This is a genomic window from Streptomyces sp. NPDC028289 (genome assembly GCF_055565975.1).
Map to the genome: position 1 here is coordinate 310,045 of NZ_JBVHTI010000007.1, position 17,470 is coordinate 327,514.

Annotated in this window: 16 protein-coding genes and 1 pseudogene; 8 read left to right on the forward strand and 9 right to left on the reverse strand. The window is 72.8% G+C overall.

Going from position 1 to position 17,470, the window contains the following annotated elements; translation table 11 throughout:
* Positions 1 to 3: 3 nt before the first annotated feature.
* The 3 genes and pseudogenes from ACZ4UV_RS34580 to ACZ4UV_RS34590 all read right to left on the reverse strand — a co-directional run.
* Positions 4 to 789, reverse strand: coding sequence for an enoyl-CoA hydratase/isomerase family protein (locus ACZ4UV_RS34580; protein WP_451018399.1), 786 nt, complete (start codon positions 787 to 789; stop codon positions 4 to 6).
* Positions 789 to 3,026: an acetate--CoA ligase family protein gene (locus ACZ4UV_RS34585; RefSeq protein ID WP_451018398.1), complete on the reverse strand. Its 2,238-nt coding sequence runs from the start codon at positions 3,024 to 3,026 to the stop codon at positions 789 to 791. The genes ACZ4UV_RS34580 and ACZ4UV_RS34585 overlap by 1 nt, the downstream gene beginning before the upstream one ends.
* A gap of 118 nt (positions 3,027 to 3,144) precedes the next feature.
* Positions 3,145 to 3,453 (reverse strand): annotated as a pseudogene (locus ACZ4UV_RS34590) (flavin monoamine oxidase family protein); the annotation flags it as partial.
* 31 nt (positions 3,454 to 3,484) lie between these two features.
* Here ACZ4UV_RS34590 and ACZ4UV_RS34595 point away from each other — a divergent pair.
* Both ACZ4UV_RS34595 and ACZ4UV_RS34600 read left to right on the forward strand, forming a co-directional pair.
* Positions 3,485 to 4,390 carry a nuclease/transposase family protein gene (locus ACZ4UV_RS34595; protein WP_467843920.1) on the forward strand — a complete coding sequence of 302 codons (906 nt, stop codon included), beginning with the start codon at positions 3,485 to 3,487 and terminating at the stop codon, positions 4,388 to 4,390.
* A gap of 7 nt (positions 4,391 to 4,397) precedes the next feature.
* Positions 4,398 to 4,766 (forward strand): zinc ribbon domain-containing protein, encoded by a 369-nt coding sequence (locus ACZ4UV_RS34600; RefSeq protein WP_451018397.1) that lies wholly within the window; start codon positions 4,398 to 4,400, stop codon positions 4,764 to 4,766.
* 201 nt (positions 4,767 to 4,967) lie between these two features.
* On the opposite strand, the gene ACZ4UV_RS34605 is transcribed toward ACZ4UV_RS34600, so the two are convergent.
* Positions 4,968 to 6,125 carry a flavin-containing monooxygenase gene (locus tag ACZ4UV_RS34605; RefSeq protein WP_467843343.1) on the reverse strand — a complete coding sequence of 386 codons (1,158 nt, stop codon included), beginning with the start codon at positions 6,123 to 6,125 and terminating at the stop codon, positions 4,968 to 4,970.
* Between the two features lie 301 nt (positions 6,126 to 6,426).
* Positions 6,427 to 8,025 (reverse strand): subtype B tannase, encoded by a 1,599-nt coding sequence (locus tag ACZ4UV_RS34610; protein WP_467843882.1) that lies wholly within the window; start codon positions 8,023 to 8,025, stop codon positions 6,427 to 6,429.
* A 214-nt stretch (positions 8,026 to 8,239) separates the two neighbouring features.
* Between ACZ4UV_RS34610 and ACZ4UV_RS34615 the strand changes: the two genes are divergently transcribed.
* Positions 8,240 to 8,677, forward strand: coding sequence for a Zn-ribbon domain-containing OB-fold protein (locus ACZ4UV_RS34615; protein ID WP_467843346.1), 438 nt, complete (start codon positions 8,240 to 8,242; stop codon positions 8,675 to 8,677).
* 64 nt (positions 8,678 to 8,741) lie between these two features.
* On the forward strand, positions 8,742 to 9,110 hold the full coding sequence (locus ACZ4UV_RS34620) for a GNAT family N-acetyltransferase (RefSeq protein WP_467843349.1): 369 nt from the start codon (positions 8,742 to 8,744) through the stop codon (positions 9,108 to 9,110).
* A gap of 246 nt (positions 9,111 to 9,356) precedes the next feature.
* Here ACZ4UV_RS34620 and ACZ4UV_RS34625 read toward each other — a convergent pair whose 3' ends face one another.
* Positions 9,357 to 10,028 carry a pyridoxine/pyridoxamine 5'-phosphate oxidase gene (locus ACZ4UV_RS34625; protein WP_390041919.1) on the reverse strand — a complete coding sequence of 224 codons (672 nt, stop codon included), beginning with the start codon at positions 10,026 to 10,028 and terminating at the stop codon, positions 9,357 to 9,359.
* Between the two features lie 140 nt (positions 10,029 to 10,168).
* Between ACZ4UV_RS34625 and ACZ4UV_RS34630 the strand changes: the two genes are divergently transcribed.
* Positions 10,169 to 10,615: a hypothetical protein gene (locus ACZ4UV_RS34630; RefSeq protein WP_451023359.1), complete on the forward strand. Its 447-nt coding sequence runs from the start codon at positions 10,169 to 10,171 to the stop codon at positions 10,613 to 10,615.
* Positions 10,616 to 10,740: 125 nt separating this feature from the next.
* Here the strand turns inward: ACZ4UV_RS34630 and ACZ4UV_RS34635 are convergent, their stop codons facing one another.
* Together ACZ4UV_RS34635 and ACZ4UV_RS34640 are read right to left on the reverse strand one after the other, a co-directional pair.
* Positions 10,741 to 11,745 (reverse strand): expansin EXLX1 family cellulose-binding protein, encoded by a 1,005-nt coding sequence (locus tag ACZ4UV_RS34635; RefSeq protein ID WP_451022979.1) that lies wholly within the window; start codon positions 11,743 to 11,745, stop codon positions 10,741 to 10,743.
* 139 nt (positions 11,746 to 11,884) lie between these two features.
* Complete coding sequence (locus ACZ4UV_RS34640) at positions 11,885 to 13,054, reverse strand: thiolase C-terminal domain-containing protein (RefSeq protein WP_451022978.1); 1,170 nt, start codon at positions 13,052 to 13,054, stop codon at positions 11,885 to 11,887.
* A 99-nt stretch (positions 13,055 to 13,153) separates the two neighbouring features.
* Here ACZ4UV_RS34640 and ACZ4UV_RS34645 point away from each other — a divergent pair, with 99 nt between their 5' ends.
* The 3 genes from ACZ4UV_RS34645 (at position 13,154) to ACZ4UV_RS34655 (ending at position 16,825) form a co-directional block, all read left to right on the forward strand.
* On the forward strand, positions 13,154 to 14,341 hold the full coding sequence (locus ACZ4UV_RS34645) for an acyl-CoA dehydrogenase family protein (RefSeq protein WP_467843356.1): 1,188 nt from the start codon (positions 13,154 to 13,156) through the stop codon (positions 14,339 to 14,341).
* The gene (locus tag ACZ4UV_RS34650) at positions 14,338 to 14,802 is read left to right on the forward strand and encodes a nitroreductase family deazaflavin-dependent oxidoreductase (protein ID WP_467843359.1); all 465 of its coding nucleotides are present in this window, start codon (positions 14,338 to 14,340) and stop codon (positions 14,800 to 14,802) included. Before ACZ4UV_RS34645 ends, ACZ4UV_RS34650 begins: the two co-directional genes overlap by 4 nt.
* A 388-nt stretch (positions 14,803 to 15,190) precedes the next feature.
* Positions 15,191 to 16,825: a tannase/feruloyl esterase family alpha/beta hydrolase gene (locus ACZ4UV_RS34655; protein WP_467843362.1), complete on the forward strand. Its 1,635-nt coding sequence runs from the start codon at positions 15,191 to 15,193 to the stop codon at positions 16,823 to 16,825.
* 23 nt (positions 16,826 to 16,848) lie between these two features.
* On the opposite strand, the gene ACZ4UV_RS34660 is transcribed toward ACZ4UV_RS34655, so the two are convergent.
* The gene (locus ACZ4UV_RS34660) at positions 16,849 to 17,469 is read right to left on the reverse strand and encodes a LysE family translocator (RefSeq protein ID WP_467843365.1); all 621 of its coding nucleotides are present in this window, start codon (positions 17,467 to 17,469) and stop codon (positions 16,849 to 16,851) included.
* Position 17,470: the final 1 nt, after the last annotated feature.

Consider the following 17,470-nt stretch of genomic DNA (forward strand, 5'->3'; position numbering starts at 1 on the left):
CCGTCATCGGCCCTGGAAATCGGGGCTCCTGCGCTCCACGAAGGCCCGCACCCCGTCCTGGGCGTCCCGGGTCGTCATGTTGATCTCCTGGGCCGCGGCCTCGGCGGCGAAGGCCGACGCCCGGTCGGTGTCCAGGGACGCGTTGACCAGCTGCTTGGTCAGAGCCAGGGCACGGGTGGGGCCGGTGGCCAGGCGGACCGCCCAGTCGCGGGCCGTCTTGGGCAGGTCGGCGTCCGGTACGACCCGGTTGACCAGGCCGAGCCGTTCGGCCTCCGGCGCGGAGAGCGCGTCGCCGAAGAACATCAGCTCCTTCGCGCGGTGCGGGCCGATCAGGCGGGGGAGCAGGTAGGCGCCGCCGCCGTCGGGGACCAGGCCGCGCCGCACGAACACCTCGATGAAACGCGCCGATTCGGCGGCCAGGACCAGGTCGCAGGCGAGCGCGAGGTGCGCGCCCAGACCGGCGGCGGTGCCGTTGACGGCCGCGATCACCGGCTTCTCGCAGTCGAGGACGGCGGCGACGAGCCGTTGGGCGCCGAGCCGGATGGTGCGGGCCACGTCACCCGGCACGCGCTCGGCCGTGCCGCCGCTGCCGCGCAGGTCGGCGCCCGCGCAGAAACCGCGGCCGGTGCCGGTGACGACCACCGCGCCGATCCCCGGGTCCGCCGAGGCCTCGCCGAGGAGGTGGATGACGTGGTCGCGCTGGTCGGGGGTGAGGGCGTTGAGCGCGTCGGGGCGGTCGAGGGTGAGGTGGGCCACCCGTTCCGCCGTCACGTACCGGACGGTGTCCATCAGCGGCACACCGCCAGCGCGTCCAGCGCCACCGCGCCCTGGCCCTGCTCCAGCACCATCAGCGGGTTGATGTCGAGCTCGGCGAGCTGGTCGCCGAGTTCCAGGGCCATCCGCTGGACCCGGAGGATCACCTCGACGAGGGCTTCGAGATCGGCCGGCGGCCGGCCCCGGACCCCGTCCAGCAGGGGCCGCCCGCGCAGCTCCGCGAGCATGTCCCGGGCCTGGTCCTCGCCGAACGGCGGAACCCGTACGGCGGCGTCGTGCAGGACCTCCACCAGGACCCCGCCGAGCCCCACGGTCACCGTCGGCCCGAACAGGTCGTCGTGGGTGACCCCGACGACCATCTCCACGCCTCGCTCCACCATCTGGCAGACCAGTACGCCGTCGAGGGCGACCCCCTCGTAGCGGGCGATGTCCGTCAGGTCGCGGTACGCGTCCCGCACCTGGCTGGCCGAGGTCAGGCCGATCTTCACCAGGCCCAGCTCCGTCTTGTGGGCGATCTGGCCGCCGGACGCCTTCATCACCACCGGGTAGCCGACCAGTCCGGCCGCGCGCACGGCCGCCGCCGCGCTGGTCACCAGCTGCTCGCGCGGCACCCGGATGCCGTACGCGCGCAGCAGCTGCTTCGCCGCGTGCTCGCTCAGCTGCTGGCCCGGCCGCATCAGCGCGAGCGCCTTGCGGTAGGAGGGGGACGGGGTGCGCGGCGCCTCGTCGAAGGGGGAGCGGTAGTCGCTCACGAAGCGGTGGTGGTCGAGGTAGGCGCGGACGGCGGTGAGGCAGTTGCCGACCGTGCGGAAGGTGGCCACCCGGGAGGAGCCGAGCAGGACCTCGCGGTAGGCGGGCTCGGTGCCGACCGGCGAGCCCCACACCACGCACACCAGCTTGTCGCTCGCCTCGGCCGCGTCGACCAGGTCCCGGACCAGCTTGTCGCTGAGCGGCGGGAAGGGCCCGGTGATCGGGCAGACCAGCACCCCGACCTCCGGGTCGGCGAGGATCGCGTCGATGATCTTCCGGCCGCGCCAGTCGCCCACCGGGTGCCCGCCGTTGTCGACCGGGTTGGCCACGCTCAGGTACTCCGGTATCCACTGGTGCAGCTCGGCCTGCCGGGCCTCGGACAGCACCGGCAGCTTCAGTCCCAGGCCGGCGGCCAGGTCGGCGACGTGCGCACCGGTGCCGCCCGAGATCGAGTAGACGACCACCCCGTCGGCGCGCGGCGCCCGCGCCCGGGCCAGCAGGGCGGCGGTGTCCTGGAGTTCGTCGAGGCCGTCGACGCGGATCACGCCGTACTGGCGCAGCGCCGCGTCGACCACGTCGTCCGCGCCGGTCAGCTTGCCGGTGTGGGAGGCGGCGGTGCGGGCGCCGGCCTCGGTGCGGCCGACCTTCACGGCGACCACCGGCACCCGGCGGCGGGCCGCGCGGTCGGCGGCGAGCAGGAAGGCGCGGCCGTCCTTGAGACCCTCGACGTAGCAGGCTATGGCGCCGACCTCGGGGCGTTCGGCGAAGTAGGAGATGAAGTCGGCGGTCTCCAGGTCGGCCTCGTTGCCGGTCGGCGCCCAGTGCGAGAGCCGGATGCCGAGTTCCTGGGCGGCGAAGACGGGCCGGCCCTGGTGTCCCGACTGGGTGATCAGCGCGATCGCCGGGCCGTCCAGGTCGTCGCGGAACCGCTCGAAGGCGTTCAGGTTGGTGTTCGGGCCGAGCAGCCGTAGCCCGGAGCGCCGTACGGCCGCCGCCAGGCGGGTCTGCGCCGCCGCGCCCTCCTCGCCGGTCTCGGCGAACCCGGAGGCGAAGGCCACGGCGAACCGCACCTTCGCCTCGGCCAGTTCCTCGATCACCGGCAGCGGGTCGGCCACCAGCAGCACGGCGAGGTCGACCTGCTCGGGCAGGTCGGCGACGGAGGGCACGCAGTCGATGCCGAAGACCGACGGCCGGGTCGGATGCACCGGGTGCACCCGGGCCCCGACCCGCCCGGCCCAGTCGAGGAGCTGCCGGGTGATGCCGGTGTTGGGCCGCCCCTCGGCGTCCGAGGCGCCGATCACGGCGACGGACTCGGGGCGGAAGAACCTGTCCAGATCCGGTACGTCCGCGTACAGCGGCCGTCCGCTGACGTCCAGCGCGTCCGCGTCGCCCGAGTCGGCCGTACGGCCGTGGACGGCGGGACCGGGACGCTGCTCACCGCAGGCGATGACCCGGGCCCGGCGGGAGTCGGTGGTGAGGGTGCCGTGGGTTGATCCAAGCATCGTTCCGCCCGCTCCTGTGTGACAGCACAATTACCTGACGCAGTGTCAGATTACTGAACTGACGCTGCGTCAGGAACTGGTCTGCACGCAAAGTTGAGCGTCGAAGCAGCTCTTCTTCTCAGCCGAGGGCGGCCAGCACCTCCTTCGCCACCCGCTCGCCCGACCGCACCGCCCCGTCCATGTACCCGGTCCAGAACGTCGACGTCTCCGTCCCGGCCCAGTGGATCCCGCCCGCCGGCTCGCGCAGCGCGGCCCCGTACCCGGTCAGCACCCCGGGCGGCGCGTAGGCCACCGGGCCGCCCCGCGAGAAGCCCTCATTGTCCCAGCGTTGCAGCACGAAGGAGGTGGGGGATTTGGCCTTGTCCCCGAAGTAGTTGGCGTAGTCGGCCAGCACGGCGGCCCTGACGTCGGTCTCGGCCGCCGCGTCGTGCGCCCACCTTGGTGGAGCGCTCCTCAGGGTGCCCGTCCGGCTGACCGACAGAGCCGGTGAATGGGAACAACTGCCCCATTGGTCACTGGTCGTGGTGATCGCCGGACGAATGGCGATCGAACGTGCGGTAGTCGCACTACGGTCCGGTGTCATGAAGTTGGTGGTGCAGGTGAAATTGCTGCCGACGCCCGAGCAGGCGTCGGCCCTTGAGGCGACCCTGCGTGCCTGCAACCGCGCCGCCACCTACGCCTCCCAGGTTGCTTTCGCCCAGGATCTCAAGGACCGCAACGGCCTGCAGAAGGAGGTGTACACAGATCTGAAGGCGACGTTCGGACTGTCGGCGCAGCCGGTGGTGCGGACTGTGAAGAAGGTCGTCGACGCCTACTCAACCCTGAAGGCCAACCTGCTGGCCGGGAACCTGGGCGCACCCACCTCCAAGCGGTACCGCAGGGCAGTCGGCACGCCGGTCGCCTTCCGGCCCCAGGCCGCCCAACCGTTCGATGACCGTTGCCTGTCCTGGCAGTACGACGCCCGCACCGTCTCCATCTGGACAGTAGACGGGCGTTTGAAGGGGATCCGATTCGCCTGCTCGCCCAATCAGCTCAAGACGCTCGTGACCCACCGAAAGGGCGAGAGCGACCTCGTCCGGCGAGGGGGGAAGTGGTACCTGGTCGCCACCTGCGACATGCCCGAGCCGGAGGTGTACGAGCCGGTCGACTGGATCGGGGTCGACCGGGTCATCGTGAACCTGGCGACTACCTCCGACGGCACCAACTACCAGGGCCGCCGTCTGGGCCGCTACCGCCGCTGGCAGGCCCGTAAACGCGTCGAGCTCCAGAGGAAGAACACCCGCTCGGCCACCAGCCGCCTCGCGCGCCGCGCGCAGAAGGAGAAGCGCCATGCCGCCCACGTGAACCACACCATCAGTCAGTAAGGAGATCGTGTCCGTTGCGCAACGCACCGGTCGCGGGATCGCCGTCGAGGATCTCGGCGGGATCCGTGAGCGGGTACGGCTTCGTCGCGACCAGCGGGGCACGCTCTCCTCCTGGCCGTTCCGCCAACTCGGACAGCACCTTGCTTACAAGGCCAAGCGGGCCGGGGTGCCGTTTCTTGAGGTGGACGCGCGCCATACCTCGCAGCGCTGTCCGCGCTGCGGGCACACCGAGCGGGCCAACCGGCCCGACCGGGACCATTTCCGCTGTCGTCGGTGCGGACTCGCTGGTCCGGCCGATGTCGTCGCCGGGGTCAACGTGCGCGATCGCGCACGCTCGGCGTGGGTGCTTGTCACCGCACCCGCACCCTTCCCCTGAAGCAACGAGGGTTGGGTGGATGCGACCCGTGACCGTCCTGTCGTAGGGGGCAGTCGGGAGCGCGACGAGGTGTGAACGACCGAGTGCACAGGCACGGCCGTTCACGACCGAGAAGGTGACGTGCCACGTGCGTCTCCCGTGCTGAGCTGGTGGTTGCAGGTAAGGAGACTGAAGTGTTCTACGCCGTCCAGCGCGTTTGGACTACGCGACCCGCTGCCGCTTGGCGACCGCCCGCGCGATCTTCTCCGCGTCGATGGCCATCTCGCGGATGTTGCCGCTGATGGGGTTGGTGTAGCCGGTGAAGTAGAGGCCGGGGGCGTTCTTCGGGCTGCGCGGGCCGTGGGCGACCGGGCGGCCGCGGTCGTCGAGCACGCCGAGGTGGCCGACCAGGTCCTCCAGGCCGCGGGCGTATCCGGTCGCGGCGATCACCGCGTCGGGGGAGATGCGGGTGCCGTCGGCGAGGGCGACCTCGCCGTCCGCGAAACCGTCGACGGCGGCCACGATCTCGACCTTCCCCCGGCGCACCGCCTCGATGAGCCCGACGTCCAGGACCGGGATGGCGCCCTGCTTCACCCGGCTGTAGAGGCCGCTGTCGGGGCGGGGCAGGCCGTGCGCGGCCAGGTCGGGCACGCTGACCTTGGCCATGGTGCGGGCCAGCCGGTCGACGAAGGCGGTCGGGAGCCGTCGTACCAGGATGGAGTTGTACTGGGCCGCCCAGCCGGCGGTGGAGCGGCGCACGATGTGCGGGACCGTGCGGACCGCCAGCCGCACCCGCGAGGCGCCGCCCTCGGTCAGGTCCACGGCGATCTCGGCGCCGGTGTTGCCCGGGCCGACGACGAGGACGTCCCGGCCGGCGAAGGGCTCGGCGTTCCGGTAGGCGCCGGCGTGCAGGAACTCGCCGCGGAAGCCGTCCCGGCCCGGCCAGTCGGGGATGCGCGGGGTGTGGTTGAAGCCGGTGGCGACCACCACCGCGGAGCCGGTCAGCTCCCGTCCGCCGGAGGCGTGCAGCAGCCAGCCGTCGCCGTCGGGGGAGCGTTCCACGCGGGACACCTCGACGCCGGTGACGATCTCCAGCTCGTGGTGCTCGGCGTACTTCTCCAGGTAGCGCACCACGTCGTCACGGGAGACCCAGCGGCCGAAGCGGCGCGGCACGGGCAGCCCGGGGAGCGCGGACAGGCGCCGGGTGGTGTGGAGGTGGAGGCGGTCGTAGTGGCGGCGCCAGGACGCGCCGACGTCGTCCGACTTCTCCAGGATCACGGCACGGATGCCCCGGACCCGCAGCGCGTACGCGGCGGCGAGCCCTCCGGGGCCTGCGCCGATGACGTAGACGGGCGAAACGGTGGGGGGAAATGCGGCCATGAGCGGGAGCGTAATCACGCTTCACGTTGATGGGTCTCGGTCAAGACCGGAATGGGTTGCGGATTGATCACACCCGTAGGAGAAGTGAGTGGGGCTTGTGACGTAGCCCACCTCATCCGGTGCTCGTGGGGTGGAAATGAGAAAGGCCCGTGACGTCGGGCCCCGGTGCGCTGGGGCCCGACGTCACGGGTGGGCGGTGTCCTTAGACAGACGGGAAAAAGGCCACCGCGTTCGGGGAGGCTATCGCGGCTTCGAGAGCGCCATCACGATGGTGAGAGCTTCTTACTTCCGCGGCGGCCTGTTAATTCCGCTTGCCCTTCTTGTTCTTGCCGTAGCCCGTCACCGTGGCGATCCAGGTGATGAAGTCGCCCGGGTCGGTGTTGGCGCCATGACCCTCGTCCCAGTAGTAGAGGTGGTTGACGTCGTCGCCGAGGTTGTCCAGGCGGGCCGCCAGGTTCGCGGAGATGACGTGCGAGGTGTCGGAGTCGCTGGTGCCGAGGCGGATCCACCAGTGCTTGGAGCGGCGGTCGTTGACCTTCTCCACCAGGTGGTACATCGGGTTCATGAGGTTCAGCTTCTCGGGGATGTCGGCGGCGACCCGCTTGGTGCCGAGTCCGGTGGTGTCATTCTTCGCGCCGTACGCCGTGAAGTGGCGGGTCTCGGTCGTACCCGCTCCGAATTCATTGTTCTCGCCGGCCGACAGGTCGAAGGCGTCGAAGGCCGGGGTGTCCTTCTTGCGGGCGCCGACGTGGGTGAGGAAGTCGTCCCAGCCGAAGGCGGCCCTCCCGCCGGACCAGGTGATGAAGGTGTTCTTCGCCAGGTACGTCTCCCGGTCCGAGTCCGAGAGGGCGGCGAGGTACTTCGTGGCGGACGGCCGCAGGTACTGCTCGACCAGGTAGTCGTCGTAGTTGCGGGCGGTCAGCGGGCCGAAGCCGTCCAGACCGCGCAGCTTCAGGCCCGCCTGGTACTCGGCGAACTGCGCCTTCAGGTCCTTGGAGACGGACTGGTCGACCTGCTTGCCGGTGGAGAGGTCGTTGGTGCCCCAGTTCCACTCGTAGGCGCCGTCGGCGTGCTCCAGGTCGGTGATCGGGCACCAGGCGCCGACCGCGAAGATCGCGTCGGAGGCGTCGGCCGCGCCGAGTTCCTTCAGGTACGTGTCGTAGATCGGGCTGTCGCCGGACGCGCCGAGCAGCGAGGAGAGGGCGCCGCCCGCACTGGTGCCTGCAGAAACGATTCGCTCGACGTCGCCGGGGATCAGGCCCTTGTTCGCCCTGATGTACCGGACGGCGGCCTTGAGGTCGACGATCGCGGCCGGGGCGGTGCCGTAGTACTCGCCGTCGGAGTTCTTGAGGGTACGGCCGCGGGCGCCGGGCTCGATCACGACGTACCCGGCGGCCAGCGCGAGCAGTTGGTTGCCGGCGGTGGCGCCGCCGGTGGCGTTGGTGTTGCCGTTGGCGTTGGAGGCCGTGCTCGCGGAGGAGCTGGGGGCCGCGCCGGTGGGCGCACCGCTCGGCGCGCCGCCGCCCGTCGCGGAACCGCCGCCGCCGACCTCGGTGGCGTCGGCCACGGAGGAGGGCATGTACCCGCCGATGGAGTTGGCGAGCAGGATCGGGGCGTTCGTCGGGTCGACCGCCGTGCCGTCGATCTCGACCGGGGCGCTGACGATCAGGGACTGGTAGGTGGCGTCCACCGGGTTGGCGACGTAGGTGATCGCCTTCCAGAAGTGGTAGGTCACATCGTGCTCGGTGCCCTCGGTGTCCGTGATCGTCGTCGTCAGCTTCGCGTACCCGTCCGGGTCGAACGTCAGGGAGTCCGAGGACGAGGAGGACCTGCTCGACGCCTGCGCGCTGAGGGCGACACCGCCGACTGCCGCGACACCGGCCGTGGCGCCGATCCCCATGACCACGGTCCTGCGCTTGACTGCCCTGTGCTTCACGTTGCTGCCTCTCGTATCGGGCTCCTTGGCCTTGCGGCTGCGAACGTAATCTCGCTCCGACAAAATCGTCAACAATTTCCCGGGATCTCACGGGGGACCCACAGGGTCACGGGAAGCGCACAGGTTTTGCCCATCCGGGACTAGGCTGAGCTCCAGAATCTGACGTAACGTCAGATTCATGGACGCGACGAGTTCCGACGGCATACGCAGCCGGCCCCCGCGGTACGACCGCCCCGAACCGGACGCCTTCACCCGCCCCTACTGGGAGGCGGCGGCCGAGGGCCGGCTGCTGCTCCGCCGCTGCGGCTCCTGCGGCCGGGCCCACCACTACCCCCGGGAGTTCTGCCCGCACTGCTGGAGCGAGGACGTCACCTGGGAGCGGGCCACCGGCCGCGCGACCCTCTACACCTGGTCCGTCGTCCACCGCAACGACCTCCCGCCCTTCGGCGACCGCGTCCCGTACGTGCCCGCCGTGGTCGACCTCGCCGAGGGCCCGCGCATGATGACGGAACTGGTGGCCGCCGACCCTGGGGCCCTGCGCGCCGGGCTGGAACTGGAGGTCGCCTTCCGGGAGGGGGCACCGGTGTTCCGCCCGGCACCGGCGCCGCCGCGCTGAGGCCGGCCGGGCCGTGCGGGGCAACCCGCTGGGTCTCGCCCGGCGCACGCGTTTGAATGGCCCCGTGGCCCTCACCGACGAACAGCCCGCCGCCCGCCGCCCCGACGCCACCCCGCACGGTCACGGTCTGCGGCTCGACCGCTGGGACCCGGACGCGGAGGCGCGGGTCGAGGCGTGGCTGCGGTCCCGTACCGAGCCGGACTTCCGTCGCTGGAACACCCCGCTCACCGTGGTGAGCGACCTCGCGGGTGCCCGCGCGGTCCTGCGCAGGCAGGCGGCGGACGCCACCTGCGAGCCGTTCCGGATCACGGACGCGGAGAGCGGTACGACCCTCGGCCATGTCGGCGTCAACATGATCGACCACACGTTCCGGACCGCCCGGGTCGGCTACTGGGATTCATTCGCAGTGCTCCGGCCTTCAGGCCGGGGGTGAAGCGAATCTTGTGGCTGCGACGCGGAGCGTCGCGGTCTCGTTCCGGCGGAGCCGGGCCTGCGGCGCCGTCGTGGCTGGTCGCGCAGTTCCTACCCCGGCGCCCCTGATGGGACGCCGCTGAATCGGCGCCGCGCTCGCCCGTATGGAATTCCATCTGGCCGTGCCCGAGCTGTTCCACCGGGTCAGGTTCGCCCGGTTGCTCAAGGGCCTCGCGGCCTGAGCGCGGGCGCTCAGAGGCTCACGGGCTCACGGCCACAGCAGTTCCCTGCGCCATCCGCCGTCCGGCTCCGCCACGTACCGGAGGCGGACGTGGCGGCGGTCCGGGTCGCCCTGGAAGAACTCCGCCTCGTCGGGGCGCAGGTGGTAGAGGGTCCAGGTCGGGGACGGGGCGGCCGGGTCGGCGTGGGCGCGTCGCCAGGCCGCCTCCGACTCCGTGCGCAGTTCCTCCAGCGAGGACAGGGGGCTGCTCTGGCGGCCGGTGAGGGCCGCCGCCAGGGCGCCCGTCGAACGGGCGTGCAGGTCGGCCTGGCTCTCCTCCGCGGGAGCCGCGGTGACCGGGCCGCGGAGCCGGACCTGGCGGCCCAGCACCGGCCAGTAGAAGGCCAGGGCCGCGTACGGGCGGGCGCTCAGCTGGTGTCCCTTGCGGCTGGTCGCGTGCGACGCGAAGGACCAGCCGTGCGCGTCCGCGCCGTGCAGCATCACGATCCGTACGTCCGCCCGGCCCTCCTCGTCCGACGTCGCCAGCGACACGGTGTGCGGCTCCGGCTGCCCGGCCGCCACCGCCTCCGCGAACCACGTGGTGAAGAGGGGGAGCGGTTCCGCCGGAGCGGCCGCCGGGTCGAAGGGCCGTAGCTCCGTGGCCTCCGGGTGCCAGACGCGGAGCGACTTCAGGAGCGCGTGAAGATCCGTTGCTGCCATGTGCCGAGTATCACTCGGTACCTCCCGCACCGTGTCATCAGCGACCTCGTGCGGTGGTCCCGGGGCCTCGCGGCCAAACCCCGGGGCACAACCGGGCGAACCGCTGCGAACACCTGTGCCCCGGCCCCACACTGTCCGGCATGAGGGGACCGAAGACCGTGAAAGTGGCCGTACGCCACCTAAACGGCGATGCCGGACGGCGCAGGACACGGGCCGTCACCTGGGCCGCCCGCGACTTTCGGCTGGTGCGGCCGGCCGAGGGGCGGGACCGGGTCGAGCTGGAGTGTCCCGTCTGTACGGCGGCCGTCCTCGCCGAGGTCGCCGACCACGCGCGCACCCGGCGGGTGCGGAACGGGTGGGCGGCGGTGTCGGGGTTCTCCCTGCTCGTCTCCGTCGCCGCCCTCGGCTATGCCGTCCACGAGGGCGGCAGGGCGCTGCCGGCCCTCTTCTCGGCCAGCGTGCTCGTCGCGGTCGTCGGGCTCGTCATGACACCCACGGCGTGGGTGCGCAGCCGCCACCACATCGGCGTCGCGCTCCTCGACGGCCCCGAACCCAGGCGGAGCCACCGCATCGTGCCGGCCCGCTAGACGCTTCGCTGGACGGGCCGCCGGGGGGCGGGTCGTCGGTCGGGTGCGGCGCCGTCGTGGCTGGTCGCGCAGGTCCTACCCCCAGCCGAAGGCTGGGGGTAGGACCAGCGCCCCTTCGGGGCGCTTCAGTGGCGGGTGAACTGGGCCCCGGTTCGTTGGACCACGTCCGGGCGTACGGCGAGGGCCGGGACGGTGAGTTGTTCGCCGTAGATGTCGGTGAGGCGGATCTCGCCGCCGCAGCCGGTGCCCTGTTCGGAGAGGAAGTAGTTGTAGCCGGTGCGGGTCAGCGCCAGCCAGCCGCCGCCGGTGCGGACCTCCAGGCGGGCCAGCGGGTTGCGGTGGCCGATCGCCTGGATGCCGCACCAGTACTGGGTGGAACCGGTCTTGTAGCGGATCGAGACGGTGTCGGAGGTGGCCGGGCTCAGCAGGCTCCAGGTGATCGCGATCCGGCCCGCCGACAGCGGGGCCAGCTTCGCGAACGCCTGGTGGCTGAGGTCGAGTTGGCCGACCGCGCAGGGTGCCGGGCACTCGTTGGTGATCCGTACGGTGATGGCCGTACCGCTCGCCGCGCGGACGGAGACGTACGCGCCGCAGGCCTTCGCCGTCTCGTAGTCCGCGGTGTTCATGGCCGCGGTCATCACGTCGGAGGTCGGGCCGTAGGAGCAGGCGCCGTCGCCGTTGCCGACGTCGTAGGAGGTGGCGACGCCCTGGTAGGTGGTGCCGGGGCGGATCCGGCCGGCCGCGGGGGCCGTGGTGGTGGCGGAGGAGGCACCGGTTGCCGAGCGCCGGGCCGGGGCGGCGGACGGGGTCGCCGGTGCGGACGCGGATGCCGTCGGGGTGGTGTGCCCGCTCGGCGTGGGGGTCGGCGTGGGTGTCGCGGACGGTTTCCGCGACGGGGCCTTCGGGGTCGCCGCCGCGCTCGTCACGGCGTCCGACGCGGCTCCGGAGACCGCCCGGTCCTGCCCGGTGGCGTCGGCTGCGGCGCCGGGGCGGAAGGCCACGACCAGGGTCACGACCAGGGCGACGGCGGCGACGGCGGCCACCGCGAGCAACGGGCCGCGGACCGGGCGCCATGCGAAGTCCCGGTCCGGCTTCGGCTGCGCGCGGCGGCGATGTGAGGAGGAGGCCACGGAGGGATCCTTACGCGATTCGGCGGTGCACGTCCTTCGAACATCGAAGCTTCCGGTATGACAGTTGCCACCGGGGCGGAAGAGGTTGCCGCCGTCGCGCGAAAAGTTGCCGCCGACCGGAGAGGGACCGCCTTCGCGGCTATCCCCGCCCCAGGACCACCGTTCCCGACGAGCAGAACCAGCCCCCCGTCCCCGACGCCACCCCCAGCTCCGGCAGCCCCCCGTCCGCCCGCCGCACCTGCCGGTCCCCGGCCTCGCCGCGCAGCTGCCGTACCGCCTCCACCAGGAGGAACAGCCCGCGCATCCCGGGGTGTTGGGCCGACAGGCCGCCGCCGTCCGTGTTCACCGGGAGCTCCCCGCCCGCGACCCGCAGCCGTCCCTTCTCCACGAACGCCCCGCCCTCGCCCTTCGCACAGAAGCCGAGGTCCTCCAGGGTGACGAGGGTCATGTAGGTGAACGCGTCGTAGATCTCGGCGAAATCGATGTCGGCGGGCGTCACTCCGGCTCGCCGGAAAGCGAGTTGACCGCTCGTCGCCGCCGGGGACACCGTGAAGTCCTCCCATTCCGACATCGTGGCGTGGGAGAGGCACTCGCCCGTGCCGAGGACCCACACCGGGGCGGTCCGGCAGTCCCGTACGTACTCCTCGGCCGCCAGCAGGACCGCCGCGCCGCCGTCCGAGCGGATGCAGCAGTGCAGTTTGGTGAACGGGTCGGCGATCATCGGGCCGGACAGGACCTCGTCGACGGTGATCGGGGTGCGGAACATCGCGTCCGGGTTCAGTGCCGCGTTGGCCCGTGCCTGCACCGCGACCTCGGCCAACTGCTCGATGGTGGTGCCGTGTTCGATCATGTGGCGGCGGGCGGCCATCGCGTACTTGGCGATGAGGGTGTGGCCGTAGGGGACCTCGAACTGCAGGGGGCCGCGGGCGCCGAAGGACAGGTTCCCGGTGCGCCGCCCCGCCCTGATGTCGGCGCGGGCCGTCGAGCCGTACACCAGCAGGACCGCGTTGGCGTGGCCCGCGGCGATCGCGTCGGCCGCGTGGGCCGCCATGACCTCCCAGGTCGAGCCGCCGACGGAGGTGGAGTCGGCCCAGGTGGGGCGCAGGCCCAGGTACTCGGCCACCTCCACGGGCGCCAGGGTGCCCAGCCCCGCCGAGGCGAAGCCGTCCACCGCCTCCCGGGCGAGGCCCGCGTCGGCCAGCGCGCGCCGGGCCGCCTGGGCGTGCAGGGCGTAGGGGGTGGCCTCGTCCACCCGGCCGCAGTCGGAAAGGGCCACACCGACCACGGCGACCTTGCGGGGTCCAGTCATGAATCTGACGGTACATCAGATAGGCTGGACCCCGCCCCTGTGCATCTGCATCCGACGCCCCTAGCATGACGGGCCGTCAGATCGTCAGGAGGTACGGTCATGGACGCCCGCTTCACCGACGAGCAGGACGAGATCCGGCGCGCCCTGCGTGAACTGCTCCACAAGCGCTGCGGTACGGAGGACGTGCGGGCCGCCGTCGACAGGCCGGAGGGGTACGACCCCGGCCTGTGGACCGCCCTCGGCGAACAGCTCGGCCTGCCCGGCCTCGCCCTCCCCGAGGCGTACGGCGGCGCCGGTTGCACGCGCACGGAAGTCGCCCTCGCCGCAGAGGAGTTGGGGCGGGCCCTGGCCCCCACCCCGTTCCTCGCCACCGCCGTCCTCGGCGCCCCGCTGCTGCTCGCCCTCGGCACCGACGCCCAGCGCGCCGAACTGCTCCCGAGGATCGCCGACGGCGGCCTCACCGCCGCCCTCGCCGTCCCCGGCACCCGGCTCGGCACCGCCCTCGCGCTCACCGGGCCGGGCGGCGCCGACTGGGCCGGCGGCGGGCGGGCCGGGGGCGTCCAGGCGCGGCGCAAGGGGGACCGGTGGCGGCTGTACGGGGAGGCCGACCAGGTGCTGGACGGGCACGGCGCCGGGTTGCTGCTCGTCCCCGCGCACACCGGCGGGTACGCCCGCTCGCGCGTCCTCCTCTTCCTGGTGGCGGGCGACGCGGCCGGGGTCGTACGGACCCGGCGGACCAGTCTCGACGCCACCCGCGGCCAGGGCCGGGTGCAACTGCGCGATGTGGAGGCCGAGTTGCTGGGCGCCGACGAGGAGACAGACGTCCGGGCTGCCCTCGCCGACCTCGGCGACTTCGTGGCCGCGGTGCTCGCGGCCGAGGCCGTGGGAGCCGCGGACCGGGCGCTGGAGCGGACCGTGGAGTACGTGAAGCAGCGGGAGCAGTTCGGGCGGGCGATCGGGTCCTTCCAGGCGGTCAAGCACCGGCTGGCCGACGTGTACGTGGCGGTGCGGGCGGCCCGGTCGGCGGCCTACTATGCGGCCTGGGCGACCGTCCACGGGGAACCGGTGGGCGGGCTGGCGCTCGCCCAGGCGCTGGAGGCGCTGCGGACCGCCGCCGGGGAGGGGATCCAGCTGCACGGCGGGATCGGGTTCACCTGGGAGCACGAGGCGCACCTGTACTTCAAGCGGGCCGCCGGGGACGAGCTGCTGTTCGGGCCGGGCCACCGGCTGCGCGCGCACGCGGCCGACTCGGCCGGGCTGTTCGAGCGCGCGGAGGTGGCGGTGTGATCGGCGAACGGCTGGTACAGAGGGTGTCCGCCACCCGGGGGTTCGCCAAGGTGGCCCCGCACGTGGTCCCGGCCCTGGACCGGGCCGTGCACCGGCTCAGCCGGGGCCGGGTGCTGCTCAGCGCCCAGATGCTGCCCGGGGTGATCCTCACCTCCACCGGCGCACGCAGCGGCCGGCCCCGCCGTACGCCGCTGGCGTGCATGCCCGAGGGCGACGGGTGGCTCCTCGTCGGCTCCAACTTCGGCCGCACCGGCCATCCCGCCTGGACGTACAACCTCCTCCACCATCCCGACGCCGAGATCAGCTGGAAGGGCCGCGACATCCCGGTCACCGCGCGCCTGCTGGAGGGGGCGGACCGGGCGGACGCCTGGCACCGGCTCCTGGTGTTCTGGCCGCCGTACGCCGCCTACCAGGAGCGGGTGGACCGGGAGATCCGTATCTTCCGCCTGACCCGGAGGTAAAGCGCTCCGCGGCTGTGCCGCGATGCCCCGTCTGCCGTCCGCGGCGCCGTCGTGGCCGGTCGCGCAGTTCCTCCCCCAGCCTTCGACCGGGGGGTACCCCCAGCGCCCCCTGCTTTCAGGGGCGCGGGGACTCACGCGCCTGCGGCCGGCAGGCGCGCCGCGAATGCCCGTGACTGGAAAGAAGCCGTGGGCGAAGCGCCCCGTAAGGGGCGCGGGGAACTGCGCGAGGAGCCCCCACGCACCCGCGGCCGAGGGACTGCCCCCCCCGTGCCGTACGGCCGTCGGTGTTCACGTCGGCCGTTCCGCGGAGCGGCACACGCGCTCCGCCGTCGGGCGGCCGGAGGCTGGGATGACGCGTTGCGCATTCCCGACCCCGAAAGGCCGACGAATGAACACACGTGATCCGCTCGCGTCCCTGCGGCCGGCGGCCTGCCTCGTGGCCGCCGTGACGGTGGCGGTGTCCGCGCTCGCCGTGCAGCCGGCCGGCGCCGAGGCCGGCCCCCGCTGTGCCGGCCTCGCGCGGACGGTGCTCGCGCACTCCCACGTCAAGAGCATCAGCTCCGAGCTCGTGCCCGCCACCGCGACGCTCCCGGCCTACTGCCAGGTCGACCTCGTACCCACCCGGGCGATCAACGTCCGCGTCACCCTCCCGCTCAGCACCGCCGACGCCGGAGCCGGCGGCACCTACACGGGCGCCTGGAACGGCCGGGTCCTGAACGTCGGCGGCGGCGGGTACGGCGGTGACCTCGGCGACCTCGGCGTGCCGGTCCGGCGCGGCGAGGTCGGTTCGGTCACCGACACCGGCCACAGCTCCGCCTGGTGCGACGCGACCGATCCGAGGACCGGCGAGGCCAACGCACAGCCCGGCTGCGGCGAGGCCGGCGGCGGCTTCGTGCTGTCCCCCTCGGGCGAGCTGAACACCCGGCAGGTCGACGACTTCATCGACCGCAGCCTGCACGAGCAGACGGTCTGGGCGCTCTCCCTCGCGAAGAGCTACTACGGCCGGGCCGCGCAGCGGAACTACTGGGTCGGCGGCTCCACCGGCGGCCGGCAGGGCTGGGAGATGGCCCAGAAGTACGGCGACGAGTACGACGGCTTCCTGCTCGGCTACCCGGCGGTCAACTGGAACCGGTTCATCATCGGCGAGGCCTGGCCCGCGGTCGTCGTCAACGAACTCCTCGGCCCCGGCGGCCTGTCACCCGCAAAGAGCGACGCCGCGAACGCCGCCGCCGTCGCCGCCTGCGACCCCGAGGACGGCGTCACCGACGGGGTCGTCGCCGACCCCCGCCGCTGCGCCTTCGACGCCCGCGAGGTCACGGGACTCACCGCGCGGGAGGCCGAGGCCGTCGACCTCATCTGGGACGGCCCGCGCGACGCTCACGGCAACCGGCTGTGGGGCGGCATCACCCGGGGCACCACCTTCTCGGTCCTGCTGCCCGGCGGGAGCACCATGAGCCCGTTGATCGAGACCTACCTCCGCAACTGGCTGGAGCAGGATCCGGCCTACGACTGGCGCAGGAACCTGACCATGGAGAACTTCCCGCGGTTCTTCGAGGCGTCGTACCGCAAGTTCGAGAAGACCGCGGCCACCGACAGCACCGACCTGTCCAAGGTCCGGAAGAACAACGGCAAGATCCTCTCCTACACGGGGACGAACGACCCCCTGATCCTGCCGTTCAACTCCTACAACTACCAGCAGCGCCTGTACGACCGTTACGGCGTCCGGGGCACCCGCTCCTTCGTCCGCACCTTCTACTTCCCGGGCGTCGGCCACACCGAGCCGGACCTCACCGGCACCACCGACGCGCGGTCGCGGCTCCTGGACGCCCTGGAGGCGTGGACCGAGCACGGCCGTGCCCCCGAGTCCTTCGGCCAGAAGGACCCCGGCACCGGCACCGAACGCACCATCTGCGCATACCCGGACACCGCCACCGCCCCCGGCGCGGGCGCCCCCTGCACGACCAGGACGAGCGTGCCCGCCGACCTGGCCGCCCAGTCGACCACCGCACTGGACCGCCGCTGACGAACCGGGGAGCGGCTGAGCGCTCAGAACAGCCGCTCCCCCAGCAGCAGCGCCCCGATGCCCAGCATCGCCGCCCCCGAGGTCCGGGTCACCGCGCGGGCGGCCCGGGGGCGGGCGGACAGCAGGGCGCGGGAGAGGGCGCCGACCGCCAGGTAGACGGCCGCGCAGGCGGCCATGTGCAGGGCGCCGAGCACGGCGGTCTGGGCGGCCACGGGGAGGTGGGCGCCCGTCGTGACCAGGAACTGGGGGAGTACCGAGAGGTAGAGCAGCAGCGCCTTCGGGTTCAGGCCGCTGATCGCGGCGCCCCGCCAGAAGCCCTGCGGCCCGTCCGCCGCCTCCTCCTCCTCCTCCGCCTCCTGCGGGACCATCGGGCGGCGCAGCACGCCCCAGCCCAGCCACAGCAGGTATCCGGCGCCTGCCACGGTCAGGGCCGTGAGCAGCTGCGGCGACCGGGCGACCAGCACGGCGAGCCCCGCGACCGCCAGCGCGGTGTGCAGCGCGTACCCGGCGACCAGGCCCGCCACCGCGCGCGGCACCGAGCGGCCGCGCACCCCGGCGGCGATCACGTACGCCCAGTCGGCGCCCGGCACGCACACCAGCAGCAGGTCGACGGCGAGGAAGGAGAGGAGGCGTCCGGTGTCCATG

Coding starts and splice junctions, on each gene's coding strand:
- ACZ4UV_RS34580 (WP_451018399.1), bottom strand. CDS start 789: ATGGACACCGTCCGGTACGTGACGGCGGAACGGGTGGCCCACCTCACC.
- ACZ4UV_RS34585 (WP_451018398.1), bottom strand. CDS start 3,026: ATGCTTGGATCAACCCACGGCACCCTCACCACCGACTCCCGCCGGGCC.
- ACZ4UV_RS34605 (WP_467843343.1), bottom strand. CDS start 6,125: ATGGCCGCATTTCCCCCCACCGTTTCGCCCGTCTACGTCATCGGCGCA.
- ACZ4UV_RS34610 (WP_467843882.1), bottom strand. CDS start 8,025: ATGGGGATCGGCGCCACGGCCGGTGTCGCGGCAGTCGGCGGTGTCGCC.
- ACZ4UV_RS34615 (WP_467843346.1), top strand. CDS start 8,240: ATGGACGCGACGAGTTCCGACGGCATACGCAGCCGGCCCCCGCGGTAC.
- ACZ4UV_RS34625 (WP_390041919.1), bottom strand. CDS start 10,028: ATGGCAGCAACGGATCTTCACGCGCTCCTGAAGTCGCTCCGCGTCTGG.
- ACZ4UV_RS34630 (WP_451023359.1), top strand. CDS start 10,169: ATGAGGGGACCGAAGACCGTGAAAGTGGCCGTACGCCACCTAAACGGC.
- ACZ4UV_RS34640 (WP_451022978.1), bottom strand. CDS start 13,054: ATGACTGGACCCCGCAAGGTCGCCGTGGTCGGTGTGGCCCTTTCCGAC.
- ACZ4UV_RS34645 (WP_467843356.1), top strand. CDS start 13,154: ATGGACGCCCGCTTCACCGACGAGCAGGACGAGATCCGGCGCGCCCTG.
- ACZ4UV_RS34655 (WP_467843362.1), top strand. CDS start 15,191: ATGAACACACGTGATCCGCTCGCGTCCCTGCGGCCGGCGGCCTGCCTC.
- ACZ4UV_RS34660 (WP_467843365.1), bottom strand. CDS start 17,469: ATGGACACCGGACGCCTCCTCTCCTTCCTCGCCGTCGACCTGCTGCTG.